Source organism: Paenibacillus filicis (genome assembly GCF_038070315.1).
Classification (GTDB): Bacteria; Bacillota; Bacilli; order Paenibacillales; family NBRC-103111; genus Paenibacillus_G; species Paenibacillus_G filicis.
The window spans coordinates 242,291-265,886 of sequence record NZ_JBBPCC010000003.1 but is presented as its reverse complement, the minus strand read 5'-3'; the positions used below and the strand labels follow the sequence as shown (position 1 = coordinate 265,886).

The 23,596-nt window shown below is 55.5% G+C and carries 16 protein-coding genes; 10 read left to right on the top strand and 6 right to left on the bottom strand.

The genetic code is table 11. The features are described 5' to 3' along the window. Positions 1 to 9: 9 nt before the first annotated feature. Positions 10 to 957: a transposase gene (locus WMW72_RS07555; RefSeq protein WP_341414822.1), complete on the bottom strand. Its 948-nt coding sequence runs from the start codon at positions 955 to 957 to the stop codon at positions 10 to 12. A 311-nt stretch (positions 958 to 1,268) separates the two neighbouring features. On the opposite strand from WMW72_RS07555, the gene WMW72_RS07550 reads away from it, so the two are divergent. From WMW72_RS07550 to WMW72_RS07530, 5 genes are all read left to right on the top strand, one after another. Beyond that, entirely contained in the window at positions 1,269 to 2,576 is a 1,308-nt protein-coding gene (locus WMW72_RS07550; RefSeq protein WP_341414821.1) for a serpin family protein, read from the top strand. Positions 2,577 to 2,610: 34 nt separating this feature from the next. Then, positions 2,611 to 3,057, top strand: coding sequence for an NUDIX hydrolase (locus tag WMW72_RS07545; protein ID WP_341414820.1), 447 nt, complete (start codon positions 2,611 to 2,613; stop codon positions 3,055 to 3,057). Continuing rightward, positions 3,032 to 3,868: a VanW family protein gene (locus WMW72_RS07540; RefSeq protein ID WP_341414819.1), complete on the top strand. Its 837-nt coding sequence runs from the start codon at positions 3,032 to 3,034 to the stop codon at positions 3,866 to 3,868. Before WMW72_RS07545 ends, WMW72_RS07540 begins: the two co-directional genes overlap by 26 nt. A gap of 128 nt (positions 3,869 to 3,996) precedes the next feature. Further along, the gene (locus WMW72_RS07535; protein ID WP_341414818.1) at positions 3,997 to 4,455 is read left to right on the top strand and encodes a chemotaxis protein CheX; all 459 of its coding nucleotides are present in this window, start codon (positions 3,997 to 3,999) and stop codon (positions 4,453 to 4,455) included. Between the two features lie 96 nt (positions 4,456 to 4,551). Continuing rightward, positions 4,552 to 5,328 (top strand): SDR family NAD(P)-dependent oxidoreductase, encoded by a 777-nt coding sequence (locus tag WMW72_RS07530; protein WP_341414817.1) that lies wholly within the window; start codon positions 4,552 to 4,554, stop codon positions 5,326 to 5,328. A gap of 20 nt (positions 5,329 to 5,348) precedes the next feature. Here the strand turns inward: WMW72_RS07530 and WMW72_RS07525 are convergent, their stop codons facing one another. After that, positions 5,349 to 5,609, bottom strand: a complete 261-nt coding sequence (locus WMW72_RS07525) for a DUF2573 family protein (RefSeq protein WP_341414816.1) — start codon at positions 5,607 to 5,609, stop codon at positions 5,349 to 5,351. Between the two features lie 85 nt (positions 5,610 to 5,694). On the opposite strand from WMW72_RS07525, the gene WMW72_RS07520 reads away from it, so the two are divergent. Further along, the gene (locus tag WMW72_RS07520; RefSeq protein WP_341414815.1) at positions 5,695 to 6,543 is read left to right on the top strand and encodes an alpha/beta hydrolase family protein; all 849 of its coding nucleotides are present in this window, start codon (positions 5,695 to 5,697) and stop codon (positions 6,541 to 6,543) included. A 25-nt stretch (positions 6,544 to 6,568) separates the two neighbouring features. On the opposite strand, the gene WMW72_RS07515 is transcribed toward WMW72_RS07520, so the two are convergent. Beyond that, positions 6,569 to 7,216 (bottom strand): MOSC domain-containing protein, encoded by a 648-nt coding sequence (locus WMW72_RS07515; RefSeq protein WP_341414814.1) that lies wholly within the window; start codon positions 7,214 to 7,216, stop codon positions 6,569 to 6,571. Between the two features lie 159 nt (positions 7,217 to 7,375). On the opposite strand from WMW72_RS07515, the gene WMW72_RS07510 reads away from it, so the two are divergent. Together WMW72_RS07510 and WMW72_RS07505 are read left to right on the top strand one after the other, a co-directional pair. Further along, the gene (locus tag WMW72_RS07510) at positions 7,376 to 8,890 is read left to right on the top strand and encodes a DEAD/DEAH box helicase (protein WP_341414813.1); all 1,515 of its coding nucleotides are present in this window, start codon (positions 7,376 to 7,378) and stop codon (positions 8,888 to 8,890) included. A 24-nt stretch (positions 8,891 to 8,914) separates the two neighbouring features. Next, complete coding sequence (locus WMW72_RS07505) at positions 8,915 to 9,451, top strand: hypothetical protein (protein ID WP_341414812.1); 537 nt, start codon at positions 8,915 to 8,917, stop codon at positions 9,449 to 9,451. A gap of 91 nt (positions 9,452 to 9,542) precedes the next feature. Here the strand turns inward: WMW72_RS07505 and WMW72_RS07500 are convergent, their stop codons facing one another. The 3 genes from WMW72_RS07500 to WMW72_RS07490 all read right to left on the bottom strand — a co-directional run bounded on the left by WMW72_RS07500 (position 9,543) and on the right by WMW72_RS07490 (position 13,306). Further along, positions 9,543 to 11,060 carry a DHA2 family efflux MFS transporter permease subunit gene (locus tag WMW72_RS07500; protein WP_341414811.1) on the bottom strand — a complete coding sequence of 506 codons (1,518 nt, stop codon included), beginning with the start codon at positions 11,058 to 11,060 and terminating at the stop codon, positions 9,543 to 9,545. Positions 11,061 to 11,110: 50 nt separating this feature from the next. Beyond that, positions 11,111 to 11,539: a MarR family winged helix-turn-helix transcriptional regulator gene (locus tag WMW72_RS07495; RefSeq protein WP_341414810.1), complete on the bottom strand. Its 429-nt coding sequence runs from the start codon at positions 11,537 to 11,539 to the stop codon at positions 11,111 to 11,113. A 150-nt stretch (positions 11,540 to 11,689) separates the two neighbouring features. Then, complete coding sequence (locus WMW72_RS07490) at positions 11,690 to 13,306, bottom strand: FAD-dependent oxidoreductase (RefSeq protein WP_341414809.1); 1,617 nt, start codon at positions 13,304 to 13,306, stop codon at positions 11,690 to 11,692. Between the two features lie 228 nt (positions 13,307 to 13,534). On the opposite strand from WMW72_RS07490, the gene WMW72_RS07485 reads away from it, so the two are divergent. Beyond that, positions 13,535 to 17,044, top strand: coding sequence for an S-layer homology domain-containing protein (locus WMW72_RS07485; RefSeq protein WP_341414808.1), 3,510 nt, complete (start codon positions 13,535 to 13,537; stop codon positions 17,042 to 17,044). Positions 17,045 to 17,056: 12 nt separating this feature from the next. Further along, the gene (locus tag WMW72_RS07480; RefSeq protein WP_341414807.1) at positions 17,057 to 23,464 is read left to right on the top strand and encodes an Ig-like domain-containing protein; all 6,408 of its coding nucleotides are present in this window, start codon (positions 17,057 to 17,059) and stop codon (positions 23,462 to 23,464) included. Positions 23,465 to 23,596: the final 132 nt, after the last annotated feature.

Here is a 23,596-nt window from a genome sequence, read left to right as displayed (position 1 = left end):
GAGGATTGGTCAGGAAGCCAGGTTATCGCGATAGTAAGCTTTGCTTGAAGAACCGGAGCGATTTCCGGTTAGGGCTGAGTAGGTTGTGCGAGGCGAAGAAGCGCATAGTCGAATTAAATTCGACCATACAGGGAGTTGTTTGGCCGTCATGTTATAGCGATATATGTATTCCTCCAAGTATCGCTGGAGATACTTTGGACCAATTCCATGAAAAGTCAGGTTCATCCATTGAGAGGCTTGTGCAGCAACAGCTAGTAACGAACGAAAGCGACGGCTGCTGAAATGTGCAGTGTTGCATTCTACTCGCAAAGCTACAGGATCTACATGGATCCGAATAAATGCTTGGACACCACTGCCGCGGACCGTAGTTCCGTTCATATGATGTTTTGGTATATGCATGATCTGAATGCGGGTTGGCACGCCGAGCATGTCAATAGAAGCGCCTATCAGAAGAGGCTGTCGTTGAGGGTGCTCATGAATGACGGAGCCGTAAGGTTTGCCATAAAAGGCAGAGTTGATCTGAACATGTCCCTGAAGCGGCTCCTCCCTGCCGTTAAAGGAATCGATCGCTGCTCTGAGCTTGTGGAGCATGAGCCAGGCTGTTTTGTAAGTCACACCAATGATTTGACTCAGCTGCAAAGCACTGATACCAGGGGAAGCATGGGCGACAAGCTGCATAGTCTGCATCCATTTTCGAAGATCGGTGTGGCTTCCTTCCATAACTGTGCCGGCTATTAGGGATGTTTGGCGCTCACACAGACTGCATTGATAGAGGGGGAGCTTCCTGGTATTGATTTCGTAGGCATGGGAGTGCTCACAGTAAGGACAGCGAAACCCTTCCGGCCATCTGGCTGCGTACAGAGCACGGATGCATGCTTCCAAGGAGCTGAAATCAAGCTCCGTTTCCTGCGCCATTAAGCTCAAGTACATGGATTTCACCCCCAAAATCAAATTCATAGGAACATTTGTTCTTATTATACATGAATTATGTTTGTAATTCAATAAATTCCCTTATAATAAATAAATTAGATTTTCGGATTGGAATCTGTGTTTCCAAACCACAGTAATAGAAGCGTACGCAAGTACTAGAATCTTATGTGCCTGCTGGACAAACTCCTGGACCTGAGCGAAGGGGATAGTATTCATAAGGTGAGCGTAAGAGATGTTCCTACAGGGCATCAGAGGGCATTAAGAGACTTGATGCTATGACATCTTTGCAACATCGGATGCAAATGATGCGTTAGGAGCTTAGAGTCGAGAGAGGGGGAATGCATGAAATGGTATCGACAAGCCGAAAGCGCAGGTCAGGAGCGGTTAGGGCAGGCAAGATGATGAAGGTATATACGATGGTGGCATTCAGTACTGCCGTTCTTTTGCTGGCCGCTTGCGGAAGCGGGGGGAACACGGATAGCCGAAATATAAATGAAAGGAAGCCCAATCTCACGGAGCTGGAGCCAGCCGTTGTGAGGGCGGACAACCGGTTCGGATTGGAGCTTTATCTACAAATGAACAAGGCCCAGCCAGAACAGAATGTAGTGATGTCTCCTTATAGCGTAGCAATGGCACTGGCGATGGTACAACTGGGAGCGGAGGGCTCGACGCGGGAGGAGCTGGACCGTGTACTTCATACGGATCAGTTGAGTCCCGAAGCACGAATCCAAGGGCACCGGATTCTCCGCGAGCTGCTGGAGCAGTCAGACAGCAAGGCGCGGGTTTTCACGGCCAACTCGTTATGGATCCGGAAGGGAGCTACGATTAAGCCCACATACATAGAACAGTTGCATACACAGTATGCTGCTGAGGCAAAGGAACTTGATTTTTCCAGGGGCCGCAAGGCTGTCCAAACGATCAATGATTGGGTAAGCCGGAAGACGGATGGGAAGATTGGTGGTATTCTAGAAGAACCTGTTTCTCCACAAACCCTTCTGTATATAGTGAATACGTTTTATTTCAATGGTAAATGGCAGCATCCTTTCCCGGAAAGTCAGACGAAGCCTGCTGAATTTGCTGTCAAGCCGGACAAACGGGTACAGGTACCCATGATGAAGCAGCGAAGCAGCCTGGAGTACACGCAGACGCCTGACTTTCAGTGGGTACGGCTTCCGTATGGGGACGGGAAGCTGTCTATGGCGATTGTCCTGCCTGCTGAGCATACGAGTGTAAACGCTGTGGCGGAGAAGCTGTCGGCGGACACCGAGCTCTGGAATCGCGAGCTTAAACCGCAGCAGGTATTATTGGAGCTGCCCCGGTTTAAGCTAGAGGGGAAGTACAGTCTGAATGACGCTCTGCAAAAGCTTGGTTTGCAGGAGGTCTTCGATGCTAAGCAGGCGCAATTTGGGGGAATTAGCGACCAGATGCGTCTGAGTATCAATCAAGTGCTGCACAAAACATACTTGCAGGTTGATGAAAAAGGGACGGTGGCGGCTGCGGTTACCTCTGCTGAGATGGCTGGCTCCGCGCCTCCAGCGTCGGATACGGTGAGCATGACAGTTAACCGGCCGTTTATCGTGGCTATTCAAAGTACGGAAACGGGCAGCCTACTATTTCTGGGGACGATTCGCGATCCCCTCAAATAGGTCTAGAAGTCCTAGATGAAAGTGAGGAAGATCGATGTCCAATTCATGGTTTCGGCTGCATAGCGCCGTTTATTTATTGTTTATTCAGGAGGGGGAGATCCTCTTGCTCCGAAGAGCTAACACCGGCTTTCAAGACGAGAAGTTCAGCCTAGTAGCAGGTAAGCTGGATGGCGGGGAGGATGTGTGGCAGGCGGCCATACGGGAGGCTTATGAGGAGAGCGGGCTTGTCGTGCGGCGGGAGGATCTGGAAGTAGCACTGGTGCTGCATCGGAATTCTGATTCGGGAGAATGGATTGATTTCTTCCTCACTGTCCGGTCATGGGAAGGGGAACCGAGCAACCGGGAGCCGGATAAGTGCTCGGAGATGGACTGGTTTCCGGTGGATTCCCTGCCTTCTGATACGATTGAATACGTGCGACGTGCGATCGACAAAATCCGGCGGGGGGAAGGGGTCTATGACAGTATCGGCTTCGATACCTAAGCCCAGGAAGCGATCACGGCTGCGCTTAGCCAGCGGAATCGCCTATTACAGACTTCTGAGGTATTGGCAATGGTTGCGTATGAACTCGCATGTCAGCTCCAAGAGGCTGCAGCAGCCATTGCCTTATCTCGTACACACGCATAGAACTCCCCTGCTGCGCAAGCTGCAGGACGTGGATATGTGGCTCCAGCATAATAAGATCGTGAATCTGAGGATCGCTTCTAGACGTATCCACGGCGTTTGCTTAAGACCGGGAGAGACGTTCTCCTACTGGCGGGCCATCGGCAAGCCGTCACGGAGAAAAGGGTACCTGCCGGGCATGCTGCTGCATCACGGGAAGGTTAAGGTCGGCATAGGCGGCGGACTTTGTCAATTGTCTAACCTGATCTACTGGATGACCTTGCATACTCCACTGGTCGTGACCGAACGCTACAGACACAGTTATGATGTTTTTCCCGATGCGGGGCGGACCCAACCATTCGGGAGCGGAGCTACCTGCTTCTATAACTATGTCGATCTGCAAATCCTCAATCCGACGGAATCCACTTATCAGCTATGTTTGGAGCTGACAGAGGACGAGCTCGTCGGTGAATGGAGATCGGATAGTCCATGCCCTTATACATATGAAGTTATCGAGAAGAACCACTGGTTCACTCAGGAGCTGTGGGGTGGTTACGTGAGGCATAATACCATTTATCGCAATCGCTTTGAGCGGGAAGGGACTTGGATCGATGAGGAATTCGTGGCGGAAAATCATGCGCTGATGATGTACGAGCCGTGTTTGCCGGAAGGGGAAGGGACTAGGACCTAGTGGTATTTCGTGTTAAAGTTCACAGATTGGCAAAAAATCCTATACGCAGGACTTGGTTTTAGGTATAATGAAGGAACAAGAGGTCCTACGGAAATACAGGATTTTGTCGAAAGGAGACCGATCACGGAATGAAAGCTGAGTTAATTAATCCTTTTCTGGAATCCGCTAGAATCGTCATCGAGCAGGTCGCCAATATTCGACCGTCCACCGGCCAGTTAGGAATTAAGGATGTCAAATTTGTAGAAGATTATATATGGATTCAGATCGGCATGACCGGGCAGATGCAAGGTGACATTGTTTTCGGACTCCACGAGAGTGTCGCATTGAAGGTCGTGTCTGCAATGATGGGCGGCTTCCTGATCACAGAAATGGATGAGATGAGCAAAAGCGCCATTTCCGAACTAGGCAATATGATTAGTGGAAATGCGAGTACGATGCTGTTTAATCAAGGAGTACGCGTAGATATTACTCCGCCTAAGCTGATGCACTCGGCCAGCCTGGCTGGATTCGATGCCAAGCGTGCGTTGACGATTCCTCTTATCATGGAAGGAATCGGAGAACTGGACATTCAAGTGTTGATTGCTTAAAGTGGTAAGCGAGGGCTGTGCCTGCTCCGTTGGGGGTGGAACGCTTTCGCTTTTTTTATTGCTTGCGAAGGTTGAAACGAACGGGGAGGAATGCGCATGTTTTTCCGGGATAAGGTTGTTGTCATAACAGGAGCGTCGAGCGGGATAGGCGCGCTAATGGCGCAGATGCTGGCTGAGCAAGGAGCTGTCCCGGTACTTGCCGCCCGGTCGGAAGCAAGGCTCGCCGAGGTGGCCGGACGAATCCAGAGGCCTCACGGTACGTTCGTCCTGGATGTGACGTCGTCGGACCAGGTGGAATCGGTGACATCGCAGATCTTACAGCAGTATGGCCGAATCGATGTATTAATCAACAATGCCGGATACGGGGTATTCGACAAATTAACCGATGCACCGCTGAGCGAGTTTGAAGATATGATGAATGTTAATTATCTGGGAACGGTGCGCTGCATCAAAGCCGTTCTGCCCCATATGCTGGAGAGGAGAAGCGGTCATATCGTCAATATCGCTTCCATGGCGGGCAAGGTCGGGTCCGCCAAATCAACCGGTTACTCCGCGACCAAGCATGCGGTGCTGGGACTAACGAACTCCCTCAGGCAGGAGCTGATCGGGACGGGAGTTGCGGTGACGGCGGTGAATCCGGGACCTATCGATACGCCGTTCTTCGACCGTGCGGACCCGACAGGGAACTATGTGAATAATGTACGGTGGTTCATGCTGAAGCCGGAGGAGGTCGCAGCCAAGGTACTGAGGGCGATTGAGCGGCGCACGCCTGAAGTAAACCTGCCCTTTACAGCAGCGGCGGGCGTGAAGCTGTTTCAGCTGTTTCCCCGCTTGTTCGACACCGTCGGATCGCGTATATTGAATAAAAAATAGCCAATAAGAAAACGGTGGAGTTACTCCTCCGTTTTCTTATTGGTTTCCCTCAGCTTCTGATTCAACTCCCGGACCTCTTCATACAGGGAGCGGATGTCGGCTCTGGATTCTGGGTGATTCTGGTTCCAATGGCTGGCTAGAGCAGGCATTGTTTTATGAATATGGTTATAGAGCGACCAGATTTTGATCTTCTCCACCATTTCTTCAGAGGCATCTCCGGTCAGCAGCTCGGAGAACTTTTCGACCAATGCGTTGAATTCAGTTGTAAAATTGGGGTTCATGTGAAAAACCGCCTTTCCGGTCATAATAAGCTATAGTGTACCTTGGGAACCAGCAGGTGTCAAAATGAAGTGAGGGAACTTGAGTATGGATATGCAGGGAGAGACAGGGGGCCTGTTGCCTAGGCCGAAGGACGGAACGCTGATCGAACGCCAGGAGCTGAGAAGCCTGGTCAAGGGAGTTTCGCTTTTTTTGCTTACGTATATGGCTCAGGGCTTGCAGGTTAAGGGATACTTGGCTATGCCAGAGGGCGCGGGGCCGTTCCCTGCTGCGATGTTCTGCCGCGGAGGCATCCGAAAGGTGGGCATGGTCCGCAAGCGGAGAATTTTTTCCATGGCGCGGCGGGGATATCTGGTATTTGCCCCCTTCTATCGAGGCAATGAAGGCGGAGAAGGACGGGAAGACTTTGCCGGGGAGGACCGGCATGACGTATGCGATGCTATCACTATGGTACGCGCACTGCCGGAGTCTGCACCGGGACCGGTTGCGCTGATCGGCTTCTCACGCGGTGCGATGATGGCTTTGCTGGCCGCCAGGGAATGTCAGGATGCAGGTCCTGTGGTGGTCTGGGGCGGCGTCAGCAATTTATTCGACACCTACGAGGAGCGAGTCGACCTTCGCCGCATGCTGAAGCGGGTGGTCGGGCATCCGAAGAAGCAGCTTGAGGCATATGAGGACCGGTCCCCCGTGTACTGGGCGGAGCGGATTCATGTGCCCGTGCTGATCGTTCACGGTACGGCCGATGAACAGGTGGACGTCGGTCATGCCCGTCAGCTGGCTCTGGCGCTGGAAGCGGCTGGAAAGGACTATGCGATGGAGCTGTACGACGGTCTCGGTCACCGGTTCCCGAGGCAAGAGGATGAGCGTGCGCTGGATGCTGTATTTGCCTGGATCACACGCAAGCGGGCTGAGCTGGTGATGCAGGGACGGCCATAGCCGTCCTTGCTACGAGCCGGATAAGTTATTCCAGCGCGGCCAGCCGCTTGCGGAGAGTCGCCTGCCAGCTATCGGACAGCTCCGGCAGTTCGAGCAGGCGGAGCATGGCTGCCGCATTCTGCTTCTCATGATGCATGATGCGGTTAGCGTACTCTACTGTGATTGCCTGCGGATGAAGCTCCAGAAGCTGCAGCGGGGCATCTGCGGAAACGATCCCCTCGCGGAGCACGCGAAAGTAATAGCCGGTGTATCCGGTCTCCTCGACCAGCTTGGGCAGCTGTGGCTCTCCGTGCTTGGCGGACAGCTTGAAGCATGGCTGACGAGGCTGGCTAAGCTGAATGATTGCTTCTCCCCACTGGAAAATATCCCCGATATGGATATCAGTCTCCGGCAAGCCGCTAATCGTCATATTTTCACCGAAATCTCCACAGGTGAAGGTTTTGCCAAGGGTAGACTCCCAATAACTGTAGTGCTCTAGCGGATAAGCACATAAGGCTTTATCCTTGCCTCCATGATGAACGAGATCGGCTTGTCCGTCGCCGTCCAGATTGAAGAAGGAAAGCTGAATGCTGCCGGTCACGGGCTTCTTGTCAATGCCAGAGGGTACGAATTTCTTCTGGTAAGCGAGCGGCTGAGGCTGACCGATGTTGACCGAGACGATCGAATAGCTCATGATTCTGGTACCTCTTTTCGGAATGGGATAAGGGAATGACTGCCGGCATAGGCTTGGTTATTTCTAAAGGTATAGAAAAAGTGAAGCGCGGTCAAGAAGAGGAAAGGGCAATTCATAGCGTAATTTGATATACTGGTAGAATGAATAGGAAGCAAAGGGATGATGAGAATGAATACAACCGGATTCGCGCTACTTGGCATCGATCCGTTTTATGTAAAAAGACTGGCTGAGCTTGAGATCGTGGAGCCGTCCCCGATTCAGACGGATGCGATCCCGCTAGCTTTGCAGCGCAAGGACATCGTAGCCCAGTCGCAGACGGGGACAGGCAAGACACTGGCCTTTGCCCTGCCAGCCCTGCAGCATATCGATACGAAGCTGCGCGAAGCGCAAGTGATGGTGCTGGTCCCTACGCGTGAGCTGGGGATGCAGATCGTACATACGCTGGATCAGCTGACGCAAGGAACCGATGTGCGTGTCCAGCAATTGATCGGGGGAGCCTCCATCGACCGGCAGATCGACAAGCTGAAGCTGAAGCCTCATGTTGTCGTCGGAACGCCAGGACGTATCCAGGAGCTTGTGAAGCTTAGAAAGCTCAAGCTGGCCGGTATCCGTACCGTGGTGGTGGATGAGGTCGACCAGGTATTCGAGCTGGGTTCCATGCATGAGGTCGAGGCGCTGCTGAAGGGAATGCCGCGCAGCCGTCAGATGCTGTTCTTCTCCGCGACACTGCCGCCGCAGCTGCAGGCCGTAATCGATCATTGGATGGAGGAGCCCGCCTATGTAAGAGTCAACCCGGCACAGCGTACGGCGGAAACGCTGGAGCATCTGTACTTCGTCTGCGAGGAGCGCGAGCGGGTCGATACGCTTCGCCGGCTGGTCCGGCTGTGGAACCCGAAGCAGGCCATTGTATTTATTAACGAGACGGATGATATCGGCGAAGCGGTAGCGAAGCTCAAGTACGTGGGCTTGTCGGTAGAAGGACTGTACGCGGATTCGTACAAGCAGGAGAGGGCGAGGGCGATGCAGGGCTTCCGTGCAGGACGCTTCCAGCTGCTGCTCGCCACGGATGTAGCCGCTCGCGGGCTTGATCTGCCGCAGGTTACGCATGTGTTCAATCTGGACCCTCCGATCGATGCCGATCACTATGTACACCGTGTAGGACGTACCGGCCGGATGGGCAGAAAGGGTACGGCTGTGTCCATCATTACGCGCCGCGAGCAGTTCATCGTGGACAAATTCGCCAAGTCGCTAGGCATCGACATCCAGCGTAAATACATGTCCCACGGGAAGGTTTATGACGCTCAGCCGCCAGGCGAAGCCGGCCCAGCCCGGGTTAGACGCGGCGGCGAGGAACGCCGCGCGGGTCAGGCTGCGCCGGACGTGCGCACAGCGTCCGCGCCTGAAGCTTCGGGCGCCCGCCGTGCTGCGGCACCCGGCGATGGGACCGCACGCGCTGCGCTGCGCGGCGGCGTGAAGCCTGCCGGCGCCGGACGCGAAGCGGCGCCGACGACAGCTCCGCCCGCTGCAAGGCCAGCGGGGGCCAAGGGTCGTGCGGCTGACCGCGGGGCGAAGCCGACGGTCAAGAGCAAGGCTGAGCTCGAACGCGAGCGCAAGAACAAGGGAGCGCCGCGCTGGCTGAAGGACAAGCCGGCCCGGCCGGATAAGTCGAAGTAGCAGCGGGAGGGGGAACCGCAGGCCGTGAGGTGGATCAAGAAGATTATCATTCTGGCGCTGCTGCTAGCTGTAGGTGCAGCCGCTCTGCTCTGGCTGGTCCGGCCTAAGGAGCAGCTGGATCTGGCTTACCGGCCTCTGCGGCTTCAGGACCAGGTCAAGGAGATGCTGCTTAACCGGAAATTCGAGGCTGTGCTGAGTGAAGCTGAGATCGACTCGCTGATCAAGAAAAGACTCTCGTCGCAGCCGCAGATCCGTCCGGAAGTTCGGATTACGGGCGCCCGGTTTACCATGCAGGATAATGGACTTCAGGCGGATGTGAACCTGCTGCTGGATGAGCGTTGGCCGGTAGGAGCCAGGCTGTTCTTCACTTCAGCCTGGGAGGCCCCGTATCTGGTCATCCGACATACCGGTACCGAGGTTCGCGGCTTGACGCTTCCAGCCGACTGGTTCAAGCTTCCGCCGATTCGGATTGCGCCGGATGATTATATACCGGGTCCTCTGGGCGTGAAGGGGCTCACCTTCGAAGGCAAGCAGCTGATGCTGCAGCTCAAGCTGCGTTAACTGGATTGATTGTATGGCAAAAAAATAGCGCGTGACCGGCAGCTTTCATTGCTGTCGGTCACGCGCTATTTTTGTATGGTTTCCGGATGGTTTAGGCTTCCTGCAGGTCGGTTTGTTCAGCCGAGGTTTTCGTGCCCTGCTGGGACTTACTAGCGCGATTGCGCATCAGCAGAGCGAACGGAATCCCGAGCAGCACGACGAAGGTCGCCAGCAGGTAGACATCGTTGACACTGTTCGTGAAGGCCGTAGCGCCAAGCAGCGTCTTATCCTTGATATCGCCGGCAGACGCTAGCTCTGTCGTATGCGTGGTCACACGCGAGGCGAGCATCGTTGTAAACAGACCGATGGAGAACGATCCTAACCCTTGACGGACCCAGTTGTTCGCCGAGGAGGCATGGCCGGACAGCTCACGCGGGATAACTTCCATCCCTGCATTGGACGCAGGCATCATCGCCAGGGAAATCCCGATATTCCGCACGGTCATCCACAGTACGATATACGTCTGAGTTGTATCGACACGCAGATTCGCCATGGCAAGCGTACCGACCGCAATCAGCACAATCCCGGAGATAATCAGCGTCATCGGTCCGAGACGGGCATAGAGCTTTGCCGTGATCGGCATAAACAGCGCCATCGCGAGCGACGACGGCAGCAGGATCAGGCCGGTGTGAAGGGCCGACACATGCTGGATATTTTGCAGAAACACAGGCGTCAGGTACGTACCTGAATACAAGCTGACCGTAATCATGGAGCTGATGATCAGCGTGAACGTATACCGTTTCTGGCGGAACACGCTCAAGTTGAGCAGCGGCTGGGAGGTAGAACGTTCCCGCCGGATGAAGAGAATCAGCCCAATGATCCCCACGGCGACTAAGGACAGCGTCTGCCATCCCGTCCAGCCCCAGCGGTGTGCTTCACTGAAGGCGATCAGCAGCGAAGCACTGCTGATGACGACGGTGACAAAGCCATACAGGTCAAAGGACTTCGGCGTGCTCAATCTGTAATAAGGAATCAGACGCGACGCTACCCAAACTGCGGCTACGCCGAGCGGCAGGTTGATCAGAAACAGCCAGCGCCAGTCCAGGGACTCGATCAGCCAGCCGGCCAATGTCGGTCCGAGTGCGGGAGCCAGCATCGCGGACAAGCTCCACATGCTCAGCGCGAATGCCTGACGCTCTCTTGGGATAACCTGATAGATGATCGTCATCGTAGCAGGCATGACCATCCCGCTAAAAATCCCTTGCAGGACACGGAAGGCAATCAAGGATTCGACATTCCAGGCAATGGCGCATAGACCGGACATCAGGGTGAAGCCGATCAAGGCGATCACATACAAATACTTAGTGCTGAACTTATCACCCAAATAACCTGTAATGGGTGAGATGATACCGGTAGCAAGCATGAAGCCGGTCAAGGTCCATTGGACCATACCGAGGTCGGTCTGAAATTCACGCATCAATACGGGAATGGCCACATTGATCGTACTCATCCCGAGCAGAGATACGAACGATCCGAGGAAAATCCCGATCAGCACGGGCCAGAACGCAATAGAGCTTGGCTCTGTGGTCGGCTGACCGGATTTGCCGGCAGTTTGTTGATTGGCAGACATAGTTTTACTACTCCTTCTCCTAAATGTGTGTAGGTGCCGGTTTGACCGGTCTATGTGTAGTGCTCAAAAGACTTCTGCAGCAGGCGGGTCAGCTGCTCTTGCTCTTCTGTATCCAGCGGACTCCACAGCCGGCGCACCATCTCGGCTGCTGCGGCATCGAGCTCATGCAGGATTTCGACTCCGGCGGGCGTCAATCGCAGGCAGACGCGGCGCCGGTCCTTGTCGCTGCCGGTTCGCTCTACGTAGCCGCTGTCTACCAGCTTCTGGCTCAGGTTGGTGACGGCAGGCAGTGTGATCTGCAGCTGCTCGGCGATGTCCGAGCAGGTTATCGGCTCCCCTTCGCGCAGCGTTTCGAGCAGATAGTACTGCTGGCGGGGCAAGGTCTGCCGGAGCATGGCCGTGATCTCCGCATGCCAGCGGCGTACGGTCAGGCGGGTCCACTTCTCCAGAGGGGTGGAGGCGTGAGGATTAAACATCATAATCGTTCACCTTTATTTATTATTTAGTTTTAAACTATTTCAAAATGAACTATGCTATTGTATCTCTTTCTTGCCTCCCTGTCAAAATAAAATCCCCTATACCGTGGACGCCAATGCGTCCCAGGTTCAGGGGATTTGTTCATGAAGCGGTTATTTTTTTCGGGTCTTTACATAAGAAGCGTATACGATCTCGCCGGTGTCGAGCTTGGCCAGCTCATCGGCTGTCCAGCCCGCCAGCTTATTGTTCCCGGTCACACCTGTAAGCTTAATCGCGTATTTGGTTTGCAGAACCTGGTGCAGTCCCGTCATATCCGCTTCCTTCAGCTCGCGCAGCTTCTTCTTGCCTTGAATCTGCCCGAGGATGACGCCGATGGATTCGGCCGCGAGGCTGGTGTTGGGTTGGATACGCGCGCTGCCATAAGCGATCGCGGAGGCCCCGACATTTTTACCCGCGAGAATGACGTTGTCGTAGCCCTTCAATAGGAAGCTGCGAAGCGGCATGCCATATTTGTCCGGCCGTCCCATCTCGATGCCCCATTTGTTGGCGCTGGTACCCTGCAGATCGAGCGGGTATCCGCCGATACTGACGTTGTCCCAGAACATCTTGGCTCCGAGCATGTCCGAAGGCTTCAACACGTAATCCGTCTCGTAATGATTGTATTCGCGGATGTAGAGATAGTTTGGGAAGCCGTTCAGCTCCGCCTTCTCCCAACCGGTGATATTTTTGCGGAAATGCTCCAGGATGAGCGGAATTTCCTTCTTGCCCAGGTCCAGCGCGGCCTTCACGGAGGCGTCGTCAGACGGATCGACCGTATAGATCAGGAACGCGTTGATGATGACCTCGCCGTCCCGCTGGGAGACGGCATTGAGTCCGCGCAGGAAGACGCGGTCATTCGTCGCCTTATATTTATTGGTCATGCCCGTCAGTCCGATGGCAAAGCTGTTATCCACCGACCCGTAGCCGTACTTGGCGCTGCGTTCCTCCTTGCTCATCTCATTGAAGCTCTTCTGGAATTTTGCCCAATCCACATTTTTAAACTTCATCATCATGCCGGCGCTCATGTATTCGATATTGGACTGGCCGTAGAAAGCTTCCAGGCCAGGCAGTCGCTTCACCTGAAGCTTGCTGGCGAATGCCGCATAGTCGGTATTCTCCACCCAGTAGGCCGCCTCGATTTTTTTCTTCTGTCCGTCCTTCGTCTCATACTGCAGCGATTTGATCTGCTGCTGGGCGGACTGGCCCGGCTGCTCCTCTATGCCTTCGATCTTGACGCCTTGCTCGATCGGAATGTCCTTCGCCAGCTCGGCGAAATAAGTCTCGAATTCCTTCAGCTTGCGGATCTTGCCGTTGCGGAAGCCATCGAACAGGCTCTTGGCCCGGCCTTGCACGAGCAGCTTGTATTGGTCGTCCCGTGTTTCATCGAGAAACAGCATCTCACCTTGGAGTACCTGGCCGCCAAACTCTGCCCGGGGATCGATGACTTTAACCTTGAGGCCCTCGTCGGCTGCTGCTCTGGCTAGATATAAGCCTTCCAGCTCGGTGCCGACGACGAGCACGTCTACTTTTTCGGTAGGAAGCTCGGCTTTGGGGGGAGGGGCATCCGCCGGCTTCTGGCCTTGAGGAGCTGCAGGCTGCTGGACTCCAGGGTTGTTTTCACTGCCGGGCTTGGCCGGGTTCGCCTGATTGGTAAATACGTAGATAGCTGCAATAAGGATGAGTGCCGCTCCTACCAGCCATGCGGACAATCTCCTGCCTTTGCGATTCATGAGGGGAAAATCACTCCTTCAACCATAGTCTTATTCAGTTTACCATCTTTTGGACAGCTCAGCGAGAAAACTATTCCGTAGTGAACACGTATTTGGTGAAAAGTCAATAGTTGTATGCGTTAAGCGGATATCAAAATTATTTAATACAAAATGATGGAGGGGTGAAGAAAAAAATGTCGAAACGGTACTGTACTAGCTGTTACTAAAGTCTCAAAGCATAGGGGAGATATGATGAATCAGGAATGGAACAAATGGCTGCTTACCACAGTCATGTTAAGCATGGCGATAAGCTCTACAGCGACAGGGGCGGGTCAGATAACGGACCGCAGCGGGCAAGCTCCGCTCATATTCAGCGACCAGAGCTACATCTCGCCAGCCAAACGCGCTGCCGTCGATGAGGCGGTTAAGCAGGGGCTATTGTCGGGCTATCCGGACGCTTCGTTCCGGCCAAGCCAGCTGTTGACGAGGCAGGAACTGGCTGTACTGTTGGCCAAAGTGATGCATCTGCAGCCCAAGGAGGGGACAGCTTCTTCTTTTGCAGATATCGAGGATAGTTGGGCTGTTCCTTATATCGAAGCTTTGGCAGAGGCCGGCTTGATTAACGGAGCTGCTACGCATACATACAGGCCTTCGGACCCAGTGACTCGTGAAGAGCTCGCCGCTATCTTTGTCCGGGCGGTTAACGGAGTGGAAGCCAGAGGCGGTCTGGAGCCCGTCTTAACCGATCACGGGAGCATCAGCCCGTGGGCGGAGAAAGCCGTGAGCGCTGCCTTGCGTCTCGGCCTGATGAGCGCCGATGGTGAGGCCTTCAACCCTCATGGACACCTGGAGCGCCAGGATATCGCATCGTATTTGCTGGATATTTTCAAGGCCCAGGAGCAGACGGCCACGATCGAACGCATTGATGGCGATATGGTCATCATTGGCGGGAAGCCGTATTTGATCAGCGGGGCACTCAAGGATCTGCTCGGGGACCGGAATCGCGATGCGTTGGAAGGCGCGGTGCTCAAGTACAGGTCGGTTAATCATAGCGTGAATGATTTACTCAGGATCGAAATAACAAAAAGCGGTACGGATGGGAAGCCGGTGCAGTTGGATGTGAGCGGCACGCCATTCCAGGGAGAGTTGGTTATTGCCGCCGATCATATCGCCGTAAAGGGAGATTCTTTGGCTCAGGTTGTCCTGAAGCTTGGAGCCGGAAGCCTGAACCTGCAGGCCAAGGTTGCCCGGGTCGTCGTTGATACGGATCAACCGGTCAAGCTGGAAGGAAGCGGCGCTTGGGGCGAGCTCAACATTGCCAGACCGGATGCCCGGTTGAGCCTGGGCAAGGATGTGAAGATCGAGAAGCTGCAAGTGCCGGATAACGTAACGGCAGATAAGCTGATCACCAACTACAGTGATGTGAAAAAACAAATCACGGTGACGCCTCCCTCTGGTAGTTCGCAGGCTCCTGGTACGCCGCAGAGCCCGTCAGGCTCATCAGATTCGTCGGACTCGTCCGACCCCGTTCCTATCAATCATGCGCCCACGGTGGCGAATGCGGTGTATCACCGGACCGGGTATACCGGACTAGGCTCCGTTACTGTGGAGCTGCAGTCTGTGTTCGCAGATGCAGACGGGGATACGCTCAGCCTCAGTGCCCAATCATCGGACCGGGCGGTAGCGGATGTGGCTCTGAACGGGACTTCGTTGTCCTTAATACCGAATCAGGCAGGCACGGCGATTGTGACCTTAAGGGCGGCCGATGGCAAGGGAGGGGTCGCACAGACCTCCTTTACCTTCACCGTGCTGGAAGGGCCCTCTACCAATCATGCGCCCAAGCCGACCCGGTGGCTGGATGATCTGACGTTCGTGGAAGGGGCTGCACCTGTCTCCATTCCGGTGACGGATTTGTTCGCGGACGAAGACGGAGATGTGTGGACCCTGAGCGTAAGCTCCGGGCAGCCGAGTGTAGTCGAAGCCGTGTATGGAGCGGGACTATTGACGCTGACCCCGCGAAGCTTGGGTTCCGCATCGGTTGTCGTAACAGCCGATGACGGCAAAGGTGGAATTGGGCAGGTAGTGTTCAATACGGTGGTGAATGCCGCCGTCCCTGTGAATCATGCGCCGACTGTAGCGTTCCCGTTGCCAGCTGTGACCTATAGAGCCGACGCCGGGGTTCAGACGATAAGTCTCGCCTCGGTGTTCGCAGATGCGGACGGTGACCCGCTGACGTTGTCTGCCGCGTCCTCGGCAGATGCGGTAGCGACAGTCACGGTAACGGGAACGACGTTGACCGTTACTCCCGTTGCAGCAGGACATGCCGTAATTACCATCACGGCCCGGGATGTGCACGATGCAGCTGTGACTACAACGCTGGATGTGACTGTATCAGCGCTACCCCAGAACCACGTGCCGACCGTGGTAGCAGCGCCAAGTCCGCTGACGCATCAAGTGGAAGACGGAGCGAAGACGCTGAGTCTTGTCGGCGTGTTCGCAGATGAGGACGGCGATGCGCTGACCTACAGCGCCGTTTCGTCTGACACCGCGGTAGCGACAGTCGCGGTGATCGGAAGCGATCTGATCGTCACGCCGCTGACGGCAGGCAGCATGACGGTTACGCTGAAAGCGACAGACTTGCGCGGAGCGTCCGTCACGACGCCGCTGACCGTGACGTTGAAGGCGAACCACGCGCCGACCGTGTTGGCAGCGCCAAGCCCGCTGACGCATCAGGTGGAAGACGGAGCGAAGACGCTAAGCCTTGTGGGTGTGTTCGCAGATGAGGACGGCGATGCGCTGACCTACAGCGCGGAGTCGTCTGACACCGCGGTCGCCGAAGCCGTAATAACGGGCAGTACGCTCAAGGTCACGCCACTCCGTGCAGGGAGCGCGACCATTACTGTCACAGCGAATGACGGGCGCGGGGGAACGGTACAAACCTCGTTCCAAGCCACCTTCACCGCGGGTCAGGTTAATCATCAGCCGACCGTGAAGCAGGCCTTGACAGCAAAAACATTCAATCTGCTGGACACGCTTCTGCCGTACGAGTCTTTGGTCGAAAAGCTGGATATCTCAAACGTCTTTGAGGACGCGGATGGCGACGCATTGACGTACAGCGTCACTTCTTCCCAGACAGCGGTGGCGACCGCAGCCGTTCAGGGAACGGAGCTCAAGATTTCTCCTCTGGGAGTCGGCAGCACGACCTTGACTCTCTCGGCTACGGATGGCAAGAGCGCTCCGGTGTCGGTTTCCTTTCAGGTGACCTTCCAGAAAAGCGGCATTTTCTTCTCTGAGCTGGTATGGGGGCCGGACTTCTATCAATTTATTGAGTTGTACAATCCGACCAATGCGACGCTGGATAGCAGTAAATTGCGTATCGTGCGTTCGGATGCGACGGAAATCGATCTGAGCAATCAGAGTACGGTGACGGATATAAAGCCGAATAAGACTTTTGTTCTAAGCGAAGCGTTTTATGATAAGGATCTGGACGAGTTTCAGGTGGATTCGGATAGCTCGATCAGCTTGGAGCTAGCCGATGATACCATTCAATCGCCTATTGATCTGGAGCTTTATTACGACGACGGGGCGGGACACCGGTTATTGCTCGACAAAGCTGTCATCTCCAGAGGCCATGCTTTATCCCGCAAGAACGGTCTGATTGTAGGGTCCCCAAGCAGCTATGATGCTCAGGATTGGAATGATAACGAAGATAGCGATACCTTGTACGATGGCCTTAACTCATACCGGATTATTCCGTAATCGGAGGCACCTATGAAACCTTCAACTTTGCAAATGAGTATGTTATCCGGTCTGCTGGTCACAGCGCTGCTTGCTCCTGCGGGAGCAAGCTATGCTGCGGCTGGCGAACGGGCCTTGCTGTCCGAAGGCGCCGTTCCTGTCCTCTTAGATATCCAGTCCGTCTCACTGGACCGCCTGCAGTCCATTCAGAAAGCCGCGACCCTAGGGCTCGTTCAGGGAGATGAGTCAGGCCGGTTCCGTCCTGACGATATTCTGACCCGTCAGGAGCTGGCGGCTCTGCTGGTCAGAGCGCTGAAGCTGCCGATTCCGCAATCCGTAGAAAGCTTCACGGATGTAGACCCGCAGAGCTGGAGCAGCTCATATATTGCGGCGGTGAAGCAGGCCGGCTTGATGCAGGGGGATGATCAGGGGAGATTCCACCCGGCAGCCTTAATCACCCGCGAGGAGCTCGCGATTGTACTGGTGCGGGCGTCCCAGCAGACGCCCATCGTGGATGAATCGCTAGGGGAGGTAACGGACTGGGGGAGCGTAAGCTCCTGGGCCGAATCTTTCGTCAAAACCGCGATTCGCGGTGATATCGTCCCCGTCAGCCAAGGCAGATTCGCTCCCCAGGAACCTGTGCTGAGAGCGGATATCGCTCAGATGCTGATCTCGGCATTCTATCCCGATGAAAATCCGGCATTGCTGCAGGATATTCAGAACGGTCATATTCGTATCAACGGCAAGACCTATCAGCTTTCCGATCAAGTTAAGGGTATTTTTCAGGAAAACAATAGAAAAGCGTTGAAAGGGGCCAAGCTGAAGTTTCAAAGCTCCGGAGGCACGATACAATCCATCACCGAGCTGCGGCTCGTTGCAAGCGGGGCGGAACCTGAGGAAGGAGAGGCGGAATTCAGCCGCAATCTCAAGCTGGACGGGCAGCATGCCGTGCTGAACGGCAACCTGACGGTGAGTGGGGATTATATGACCGTGACGAACCTGACGATCAAGGGGGATCTGCACCTGCGGCGTGAGCTGGAGCATGATTTCCTGGCTTCCGGCCTGAAGGTGCAGGGCAATACCGTGATTGAAGGCGGAGACAGCAACACGGTTGTTTTCGAAGAGTCTAGCCTTCAGAACGTCGATGTGAAGAAGCAGGATGTTCATCTCGTGGCCGGGCAGGGAAGCAGCATCGCTTCGGTCAATGTGCAGACGGATGCTTCCATTGAATCGACAGAAGGCAGCATCAAGAAGCTGACGCTCACGGAAGGAGCCCAATCTGTCAATCTGCAGGGTTCTATTCTGGAGGTGAAGGTGACCAGTACACAGCCGGTCACCGTGAACGGGAACCCCAGCATCGGCAAGATGGCAGTGGATCAAGGGTCTACCGTTACGTTGACAGGCTCGGCTTCGGTGGCCGAGATTCAACTCAACAATAAAGATTCCAAAGTGATTGCCAGCTCCAATACGCAGGTGGGCAACGTGACGGCTGCGAACGGAGCCTCGACCTCCAATGTCCAGAAGGCTTCCGAGCCGAGTCCTAATACGCCGCCGAGATTGGCGGTGCCTCTCCCCGAGCTGGAGCTGACCGTTGGCAAGCCGGCTGTGCAGCTGGACCTCTCTCAATACTTTAAGGATGACGAGCAAAGTATCTTGAAGTATCAGGCTAGCTCCTTGAAGAGTTCTGTCGTCAAAAGCGCTTTATCCGGCTCGGTTCTGACGCTGACTCCGGTCGCCGGAGGCTCGACAAGCGTTCGTATCATCGCAGACGATCAAAATGGCGGCAAGCTCACGGTGGACATGAAGGTCACGGTAAATGCACTCCCTGTGGCCAATCCGGCGAAGGTGCCCGCTGCGATGCTGCTGACGGCAGGAACACAGGGACATGCGGTTGATCTAAGCGAGATCTTCAGCGATCCGGACAAAGACGCTCTGACCTTCAAGGTTCAGTCTTCTGCTCCGGACATTGCCAAGGTGACGGAAGTAGAGGGCAAGCTGACGGTTATACCGCTGACCTCGGGACAGACGATAATCAAAGCAACAGCTGATGACGGCCGGGGCGGCGAGGCAAGCATTTCCTTTGCCGTAACGGTCAATGAGGCTCCTGTGGTTCAGCCGATTCCACAGCGTATCGTGCAGCTGGGAGGGGGCGCTCAGATGATCGACCTCACCTCCTACCTGTCGGACAAGGAGGGCGATGCGTTATTTCTGACGCTCGGTACTTACAACTCTGCCATTGCATCCGTGAGTCTTAGCGGGCAGCAACTGCAGATCCTACCGATCAAGGCCGGAAATACCCGAATCGAGTTCACGGTTAGCGACGGGCGAGGAGGCATCACTTCCGCAGGCTTGGACTTGCATGTCAATACGAGACCTGAGCTTGCACAGGCTATACCTGGCCAATGGCTGACAGCCGGTGCAGCGGACGGGATCGTGGATTTGAGCGGGGTCTTCACCGATGCAGAGCATGATCCGTTGACGTACCTGATTCAAACCTCCCAGCCGTCTATCGTGACAGGCAGTGAAGCGGGAGGGAAGTTGACGCTAAAAGCCATATCCGGCGGGAACGCACAAATAACTGTCACGGCCAAGGATGGCAAGGGCGGCGAGGCTGTGACCAGCTTCCAGGTCAACATCAATGAAGCGCCTGTCATCGCACCTGTACCGGTACAGGTGATCCAGCTCGGTGGAGGTGCCAGGCAGGTGGACCTCACCAGCTTCCTGTCCGACAAAGAGCATGACCCGCTGACGCTCACGGCGTCCGTGGATACCCCAGGAGTCGCAGGTGTCAGCGCTGCCGGGACGATTCTCACGTTCACTCCCGCGAGCGCAGGTCGTACGCAAGTGCGGTTTACCGTCAAGGATGGCCGTGGGGGTGAGGCTTCGTCGGTCCTCACGCTGGTGGTGAATGCCGCGCCACAGGTGGTGCAGCAGCCTGCCAACCAGCACTTGACTGTCGGAGCTCCAGACGGCGAGCTCGATCTCAAAGCCGTATTCGTCGATCCCGATCAAGACCCGCTGAGCTACGAGTTCAGCTCCTCGCTGCCTGGCATTGTTCAACTGAGCGAGGCGTCGGGCAAGCTTGGCATCAGAGCCCAGGGCTCAGGTACGACGACGGTTACAATTAAGGCGCTGGACGGCAAGGGTGGGGAGGCGGGCGCTTCGTTCACCGTGACGGTGAATGAAGGACCGGTATTGTCCGCGATTCCGCTGCAATACGTCCAGCTTGGCGCTCCGGCCCAGGAGTTCGATCTGACTCCGTACGTCAAGGATAAGGAGAATGATGCCTGGACGGTGACGGTTGATGCATTTCCAGCTCAGACTGTGAACGTAGGCGTCACCGGCCCCAAGCTGCTGTTGACTGCGGTGGCGGCAGGCAAGGCTGAAGTTAAGCTGACCCTGAATGATGTGCGAGGCGGTGTGACAAAGGGGACACTCTATCTGGAAGTCAATACAGCGCCAACGGTGAGCCAGACGCTGCCCAAGCTGATCGTGACGGCGGGACAAGCGCCGGGTCTGGTGGATCTTGCTCCTGTGTTTGCAGATGCGGATTTGGACACGCTCACGTATGAGATTACGTCTTCTCAGCCTGCGCTGGCGACCGGCAGTGAAGCCGGGGGCCGGCTCTCCGTCAAGGGATTGGCTCCCGGTACAGCGAAGATCACGGTTACGGCCAAGGATGGCCGTGGCGGCGAGACGAGCACCAGCTTCGACGTAGAGGTAAACGCAGCTCCTGAGATTCAGGCTATACCGGATCAGTTGATCCAGTTGAATGGGACACCATTAGAACTAAACCTGCTGCCATATATCCACGATCTGGAGCAGGATACGATGACCTTGCAGGCGGCTGCTAACAACACCGCAATCGCTCAGGTGCAGGTGAACGGCTTCAAGCTGACGATCACTCCGGTCAGCGCCGGGCTGGCCCAGATCGGGATCATCGTTACGGATAGCCGTGGCGGCGAGTCCAAGGCAAATATCCGACTTACTGTCAATACAGCTCCCATGAACAAGCAGCAACCGAGCCCGCAGGTGTTGACGGTCGGCGAGGAGGACGGACTGACCGATCTGTCGCTGCTCTTCGCCGATCCGGACGGGGATACGCTGACTTACAGTGCGGTATCGTCCAATCCGTCCTTCGTGACGGTCAGCGAGAACGGGGGCATCGTCAAGACGCATGCGCTGGAGTCGGGAACGGCTACGATTACTGTTAAAGCGATGGACGGACGTGGAGGCCAGGCTAGCGCAGCATTCACTGTGACGGTGAATGAGCCGCCGACGGTTACCGCTATCCCGCTGCAGAAGCTGAAGCTGCCTGGAAATTCTCGCACGCTCGATTTGTCGGGCTACCTGTCGGATAAAGAGCAGGATGAGCTGACCGTGACGGGGATTACTTACAATGCGACGATTGTCTCTCTGTCGCTTCAAGATCTGCTGCTCACGATGACACCCTTGAGCCTTGGGGATACGACGGTGACGATGTCCGTTTACGACGGTCGCGGAGGCACGACCCGGACTTCCTTCCCGCTCAAGGTCACGCTGCCTAATCAGGACCCGGTCGTTCAGCAGCCGATTCCTGACTCCGTGCTTACGGTAGGACAGGCTGACGGTACGCTGAACCTGGACGCCGTCTTCTCGGACCCTGACACGGAGGATACGCTAACCTATGAAGCCAGCTCCAGCGCTCCGGGGGTTGCTTCCGCTGCTCTCGCAGGCAGTCAGCTCACCGTACATGCGGTCGCATCCGGCACCGCGGACATCCTGCTCCAAGCGAGCGACGGCAAGGGAGGTCAGACGACGGCGACATGGAAGATCACAGTGAACCAGCCGCCCGCCATCAGCTCTATAGCTGACCAGGTGATCTGGCTGCATGAAGGGGCCAAGGAGCTGGATCTGACAGCTCTGCTAACCGACCCGGATACGCAGGATGTGCCGAATCTATCCGTCTCCGCGATTTCCTCTGCTCCGGGGGCTGCTTCCGTGACCGTAGCGGGCAAGAAGCTGACGATCAAGCCGGAAACGGCAGGATCGGCTCAGATCAACCTGACGGTGAGCGACGGACGCGGCGGGAAGGCGACGGCAACTATCAAGGTGACCGTCAAGAAAAATCAGCCTCCGGCCATCGCAGCGATTCCCGAGCAAGTGATGAAGGCCGGGGACGGCACGCTAAGTGTCGATCTAACCCCGTACTTATCCGATCCGGACCCGGAGGACGCGAATAGCTTGACGGTATCGATCTCGGCGGTGCCAGATGCGGCCGTAGCAGCCGTGAGTGTAACCGGCAAGACGTTGTTGCTGACTCCAGCAGCACCGGGCAAAACAACCGTACAGCTCAGCGTAAGCGACGGTCGCGGCGGTACGGCGGCAGCCAATGTAGCCATTACGGTGAACCCGGCCAAAGTGAACCATGCACCGGTCGTTGAAAGCTCCATCTACGAGCAGGTATTAACGCCGGGGGTGACCAATGCCCGTACATTCGACCTGAGCCAATTATTCAGCGATCCGGATGGCGATGCGCTTACGTTCACGGCGGTATCCGCATCTGCCGTCGGCGCCACAGCTTCCGTCTCGGGAAGCATGCTGACGTTGACGCCAGGGACAGGCAGCGCCAGCACCAAGGTGACGATTACGGCGACAGATGGCGATGGTGCCCAGGGCACCTACGAATTAACGGTAAGGACGGCTCAGGCTGTCCCGAACGGTCAACTGAGCATCGTGACGAAGCAGGGAGTGAAGGACCCTGTCACGTATGACTTGTCGGCTTTATTCCCCGGGCAATCGTCCTTCAAGGTTTACAAGGGAACGCCGGACTCGACATTTACCGGGCCAACTGCGCTGAATGGAACCATTCTGACGCTTACAAACACAGATGTAGGCCTGCATACCTGGGTAGTGGGATCAGATGGCCGGGCGGTTGTTCTTCAATTCAAGTCTAGTCCGCAAGGCACGGCGGAGCGGTTCTTCTCGCAATATCTCGATGGCGGCGACGGAAGGATAGCCTTCCAGATCAGCTACACCGGTAACGGGGATCAGACCGAGGCCATGAAAGGCTATTCCGTTGAGATTCATCAGTGGATGAAGAAGACCAACACGAAGAAAGTGACGACCAAGGCTCTATTCGAAGGCGTTGTCGAGCCTTATATCGTGATCGATTCGGTCTTCTACGATGCATTTGATATTATGAATATCTGGTACTTCAATGATGATCTCTCGATGTATAGTCCTAATGAATTCAATACGGTAGCCCTTGTGCTGAAGCGGAACGGCAACATCGTGGACGTACTGGGCGACCCGAATGGAAAAGACCCGATCCTGCCTAGCGGTGGCACGATTATACGGAAGTCGGGCATCTATACCGGCTCGTCGGCATTCGCCAAGGTCGGTGAATGGAATACTTTCCCGAAGGGTACCTATGAGTATTTCGGCAAGCACACCAAATAACGAGCAAACCTTGATTTCCCGCTGCTCCCGGAGCTTGACCAGGCAATATGCCTGGTCAAGCTCCGGTTTTTTTTTGACAGGAGATGCCGCTTGCCGGAAAGGGAGCAACCTGGCTTTTTAGTTTCAGCGGCC

Excerpts from the sequence above, each read along its gene's own strand:
- WMW72_RS07555 (WP_341414822.1), bottom strand. The coding sequence starts at position 957 with ATGAATTTGATTTTGGGGGTGAAATCCATGTACTTGAGCTTAATGGCG.
- WMW72_RS07550 (WP_341414821.1), top strand. The coding sequence starts at position 1,269 with ATGCATGAAATGGTATCGACAAGCCGAAAGCGCAGGTCAGGAGCGGTT.
- WMW72_RS07545 (WP_341414820.1), top strand. The coding sequence starts at position 2,611 with ATGTCCAATTCATGGTTTCGGCTGCATAGCGCCGTTTATTTATTGTTT.
- WMW72_RS07540 (WP_341414819.1), top strand. The coding sequence starts at position 3,032 with ATGACAGTATCGGCTTCGATACCTAAGCCCAGGAAGCGATCACGGCTG.
- WMW72_RS07535 (WP_341414818.1), top strand. The coding sequence starts at position 3,997 with ATGAAAGCTGAGTTAATTAATCCTTTTCTGGAATCCGCTAGAATCGTC.
- WMW72_RS07530 (WP_341414817.1), top strand. The coding sequence starts at position 4,552 with ATGTTTTTCCGGGATAAGGTTGTTGTCATAACAGGAGCGTCGAGCGGG.
- WMW72_RS07525 (WP_341414816.1), bottom strand. The coding sequence starts at position 5,609 with ATGAACCCCAATTTTACAACTGAATTCAACGCATTGGTCGAAAAGTTC.
- WMW72_RS07520 (WP_341414815.1), top strand. The coding sequence starts at position 5,695 with ATGGATATGCAGGGAGAGACAGGGGGCCTGTTGCCTAGGCCGAAGGAC.
- WMW72_RS07515 (WP_341414814.1), bottom strand. The coding sequence starts at position 7,216 with ATGAGCTATTCGATCGTCTCGGTCAACATCGGTCAGCCTCAGCCGCTC.
- WMW72_RS07510 (WP_341414813.1), top strand. The coding sequence starts at position 7,376 with ATGATGAGAATGAATACAACCGGATTCGCGCTACTTGGCATCGATCCG.
- WMW72_RS07500 (WP_341414811.1), bottom strand. The coding sequence starts at position 11,060 with ATGTCTGCCAATCAACAAACTGCCGGCAAATCCGGTCAGCCGACCACA.
- WMW72_RS07495 (WP_341414810.1), bottom strand. The coding sequence starts at position 11,539 with ATGATGTTTAATCCTCACGCCTCCACCCCTCTGGAGAAGTGGACCCGC.
- WMW72_RS07490 (WP_341414809.1), bottom strand. The coding sequence starts at position 13,306 with ATGAATCGCAAAGGCAGGAGATTGTCCGCATGGCTGGTAGGAGCGGCA.
- WMW72_RS07485 (WP_341414808.1), top strand. The coding sequence starts at position 13,535 with ATGATGAATCAGGAATGGAACAAATGGCTGCTTACCACAGTCATGTTA.
- WMW72_RS07480 (WP_341414807.1), top strand. The coding sequence starts at position 17,057 with ATGAAACCTTCAACTTTGCAAATGAGTATGTTATCCGGTCTGCTGGTC.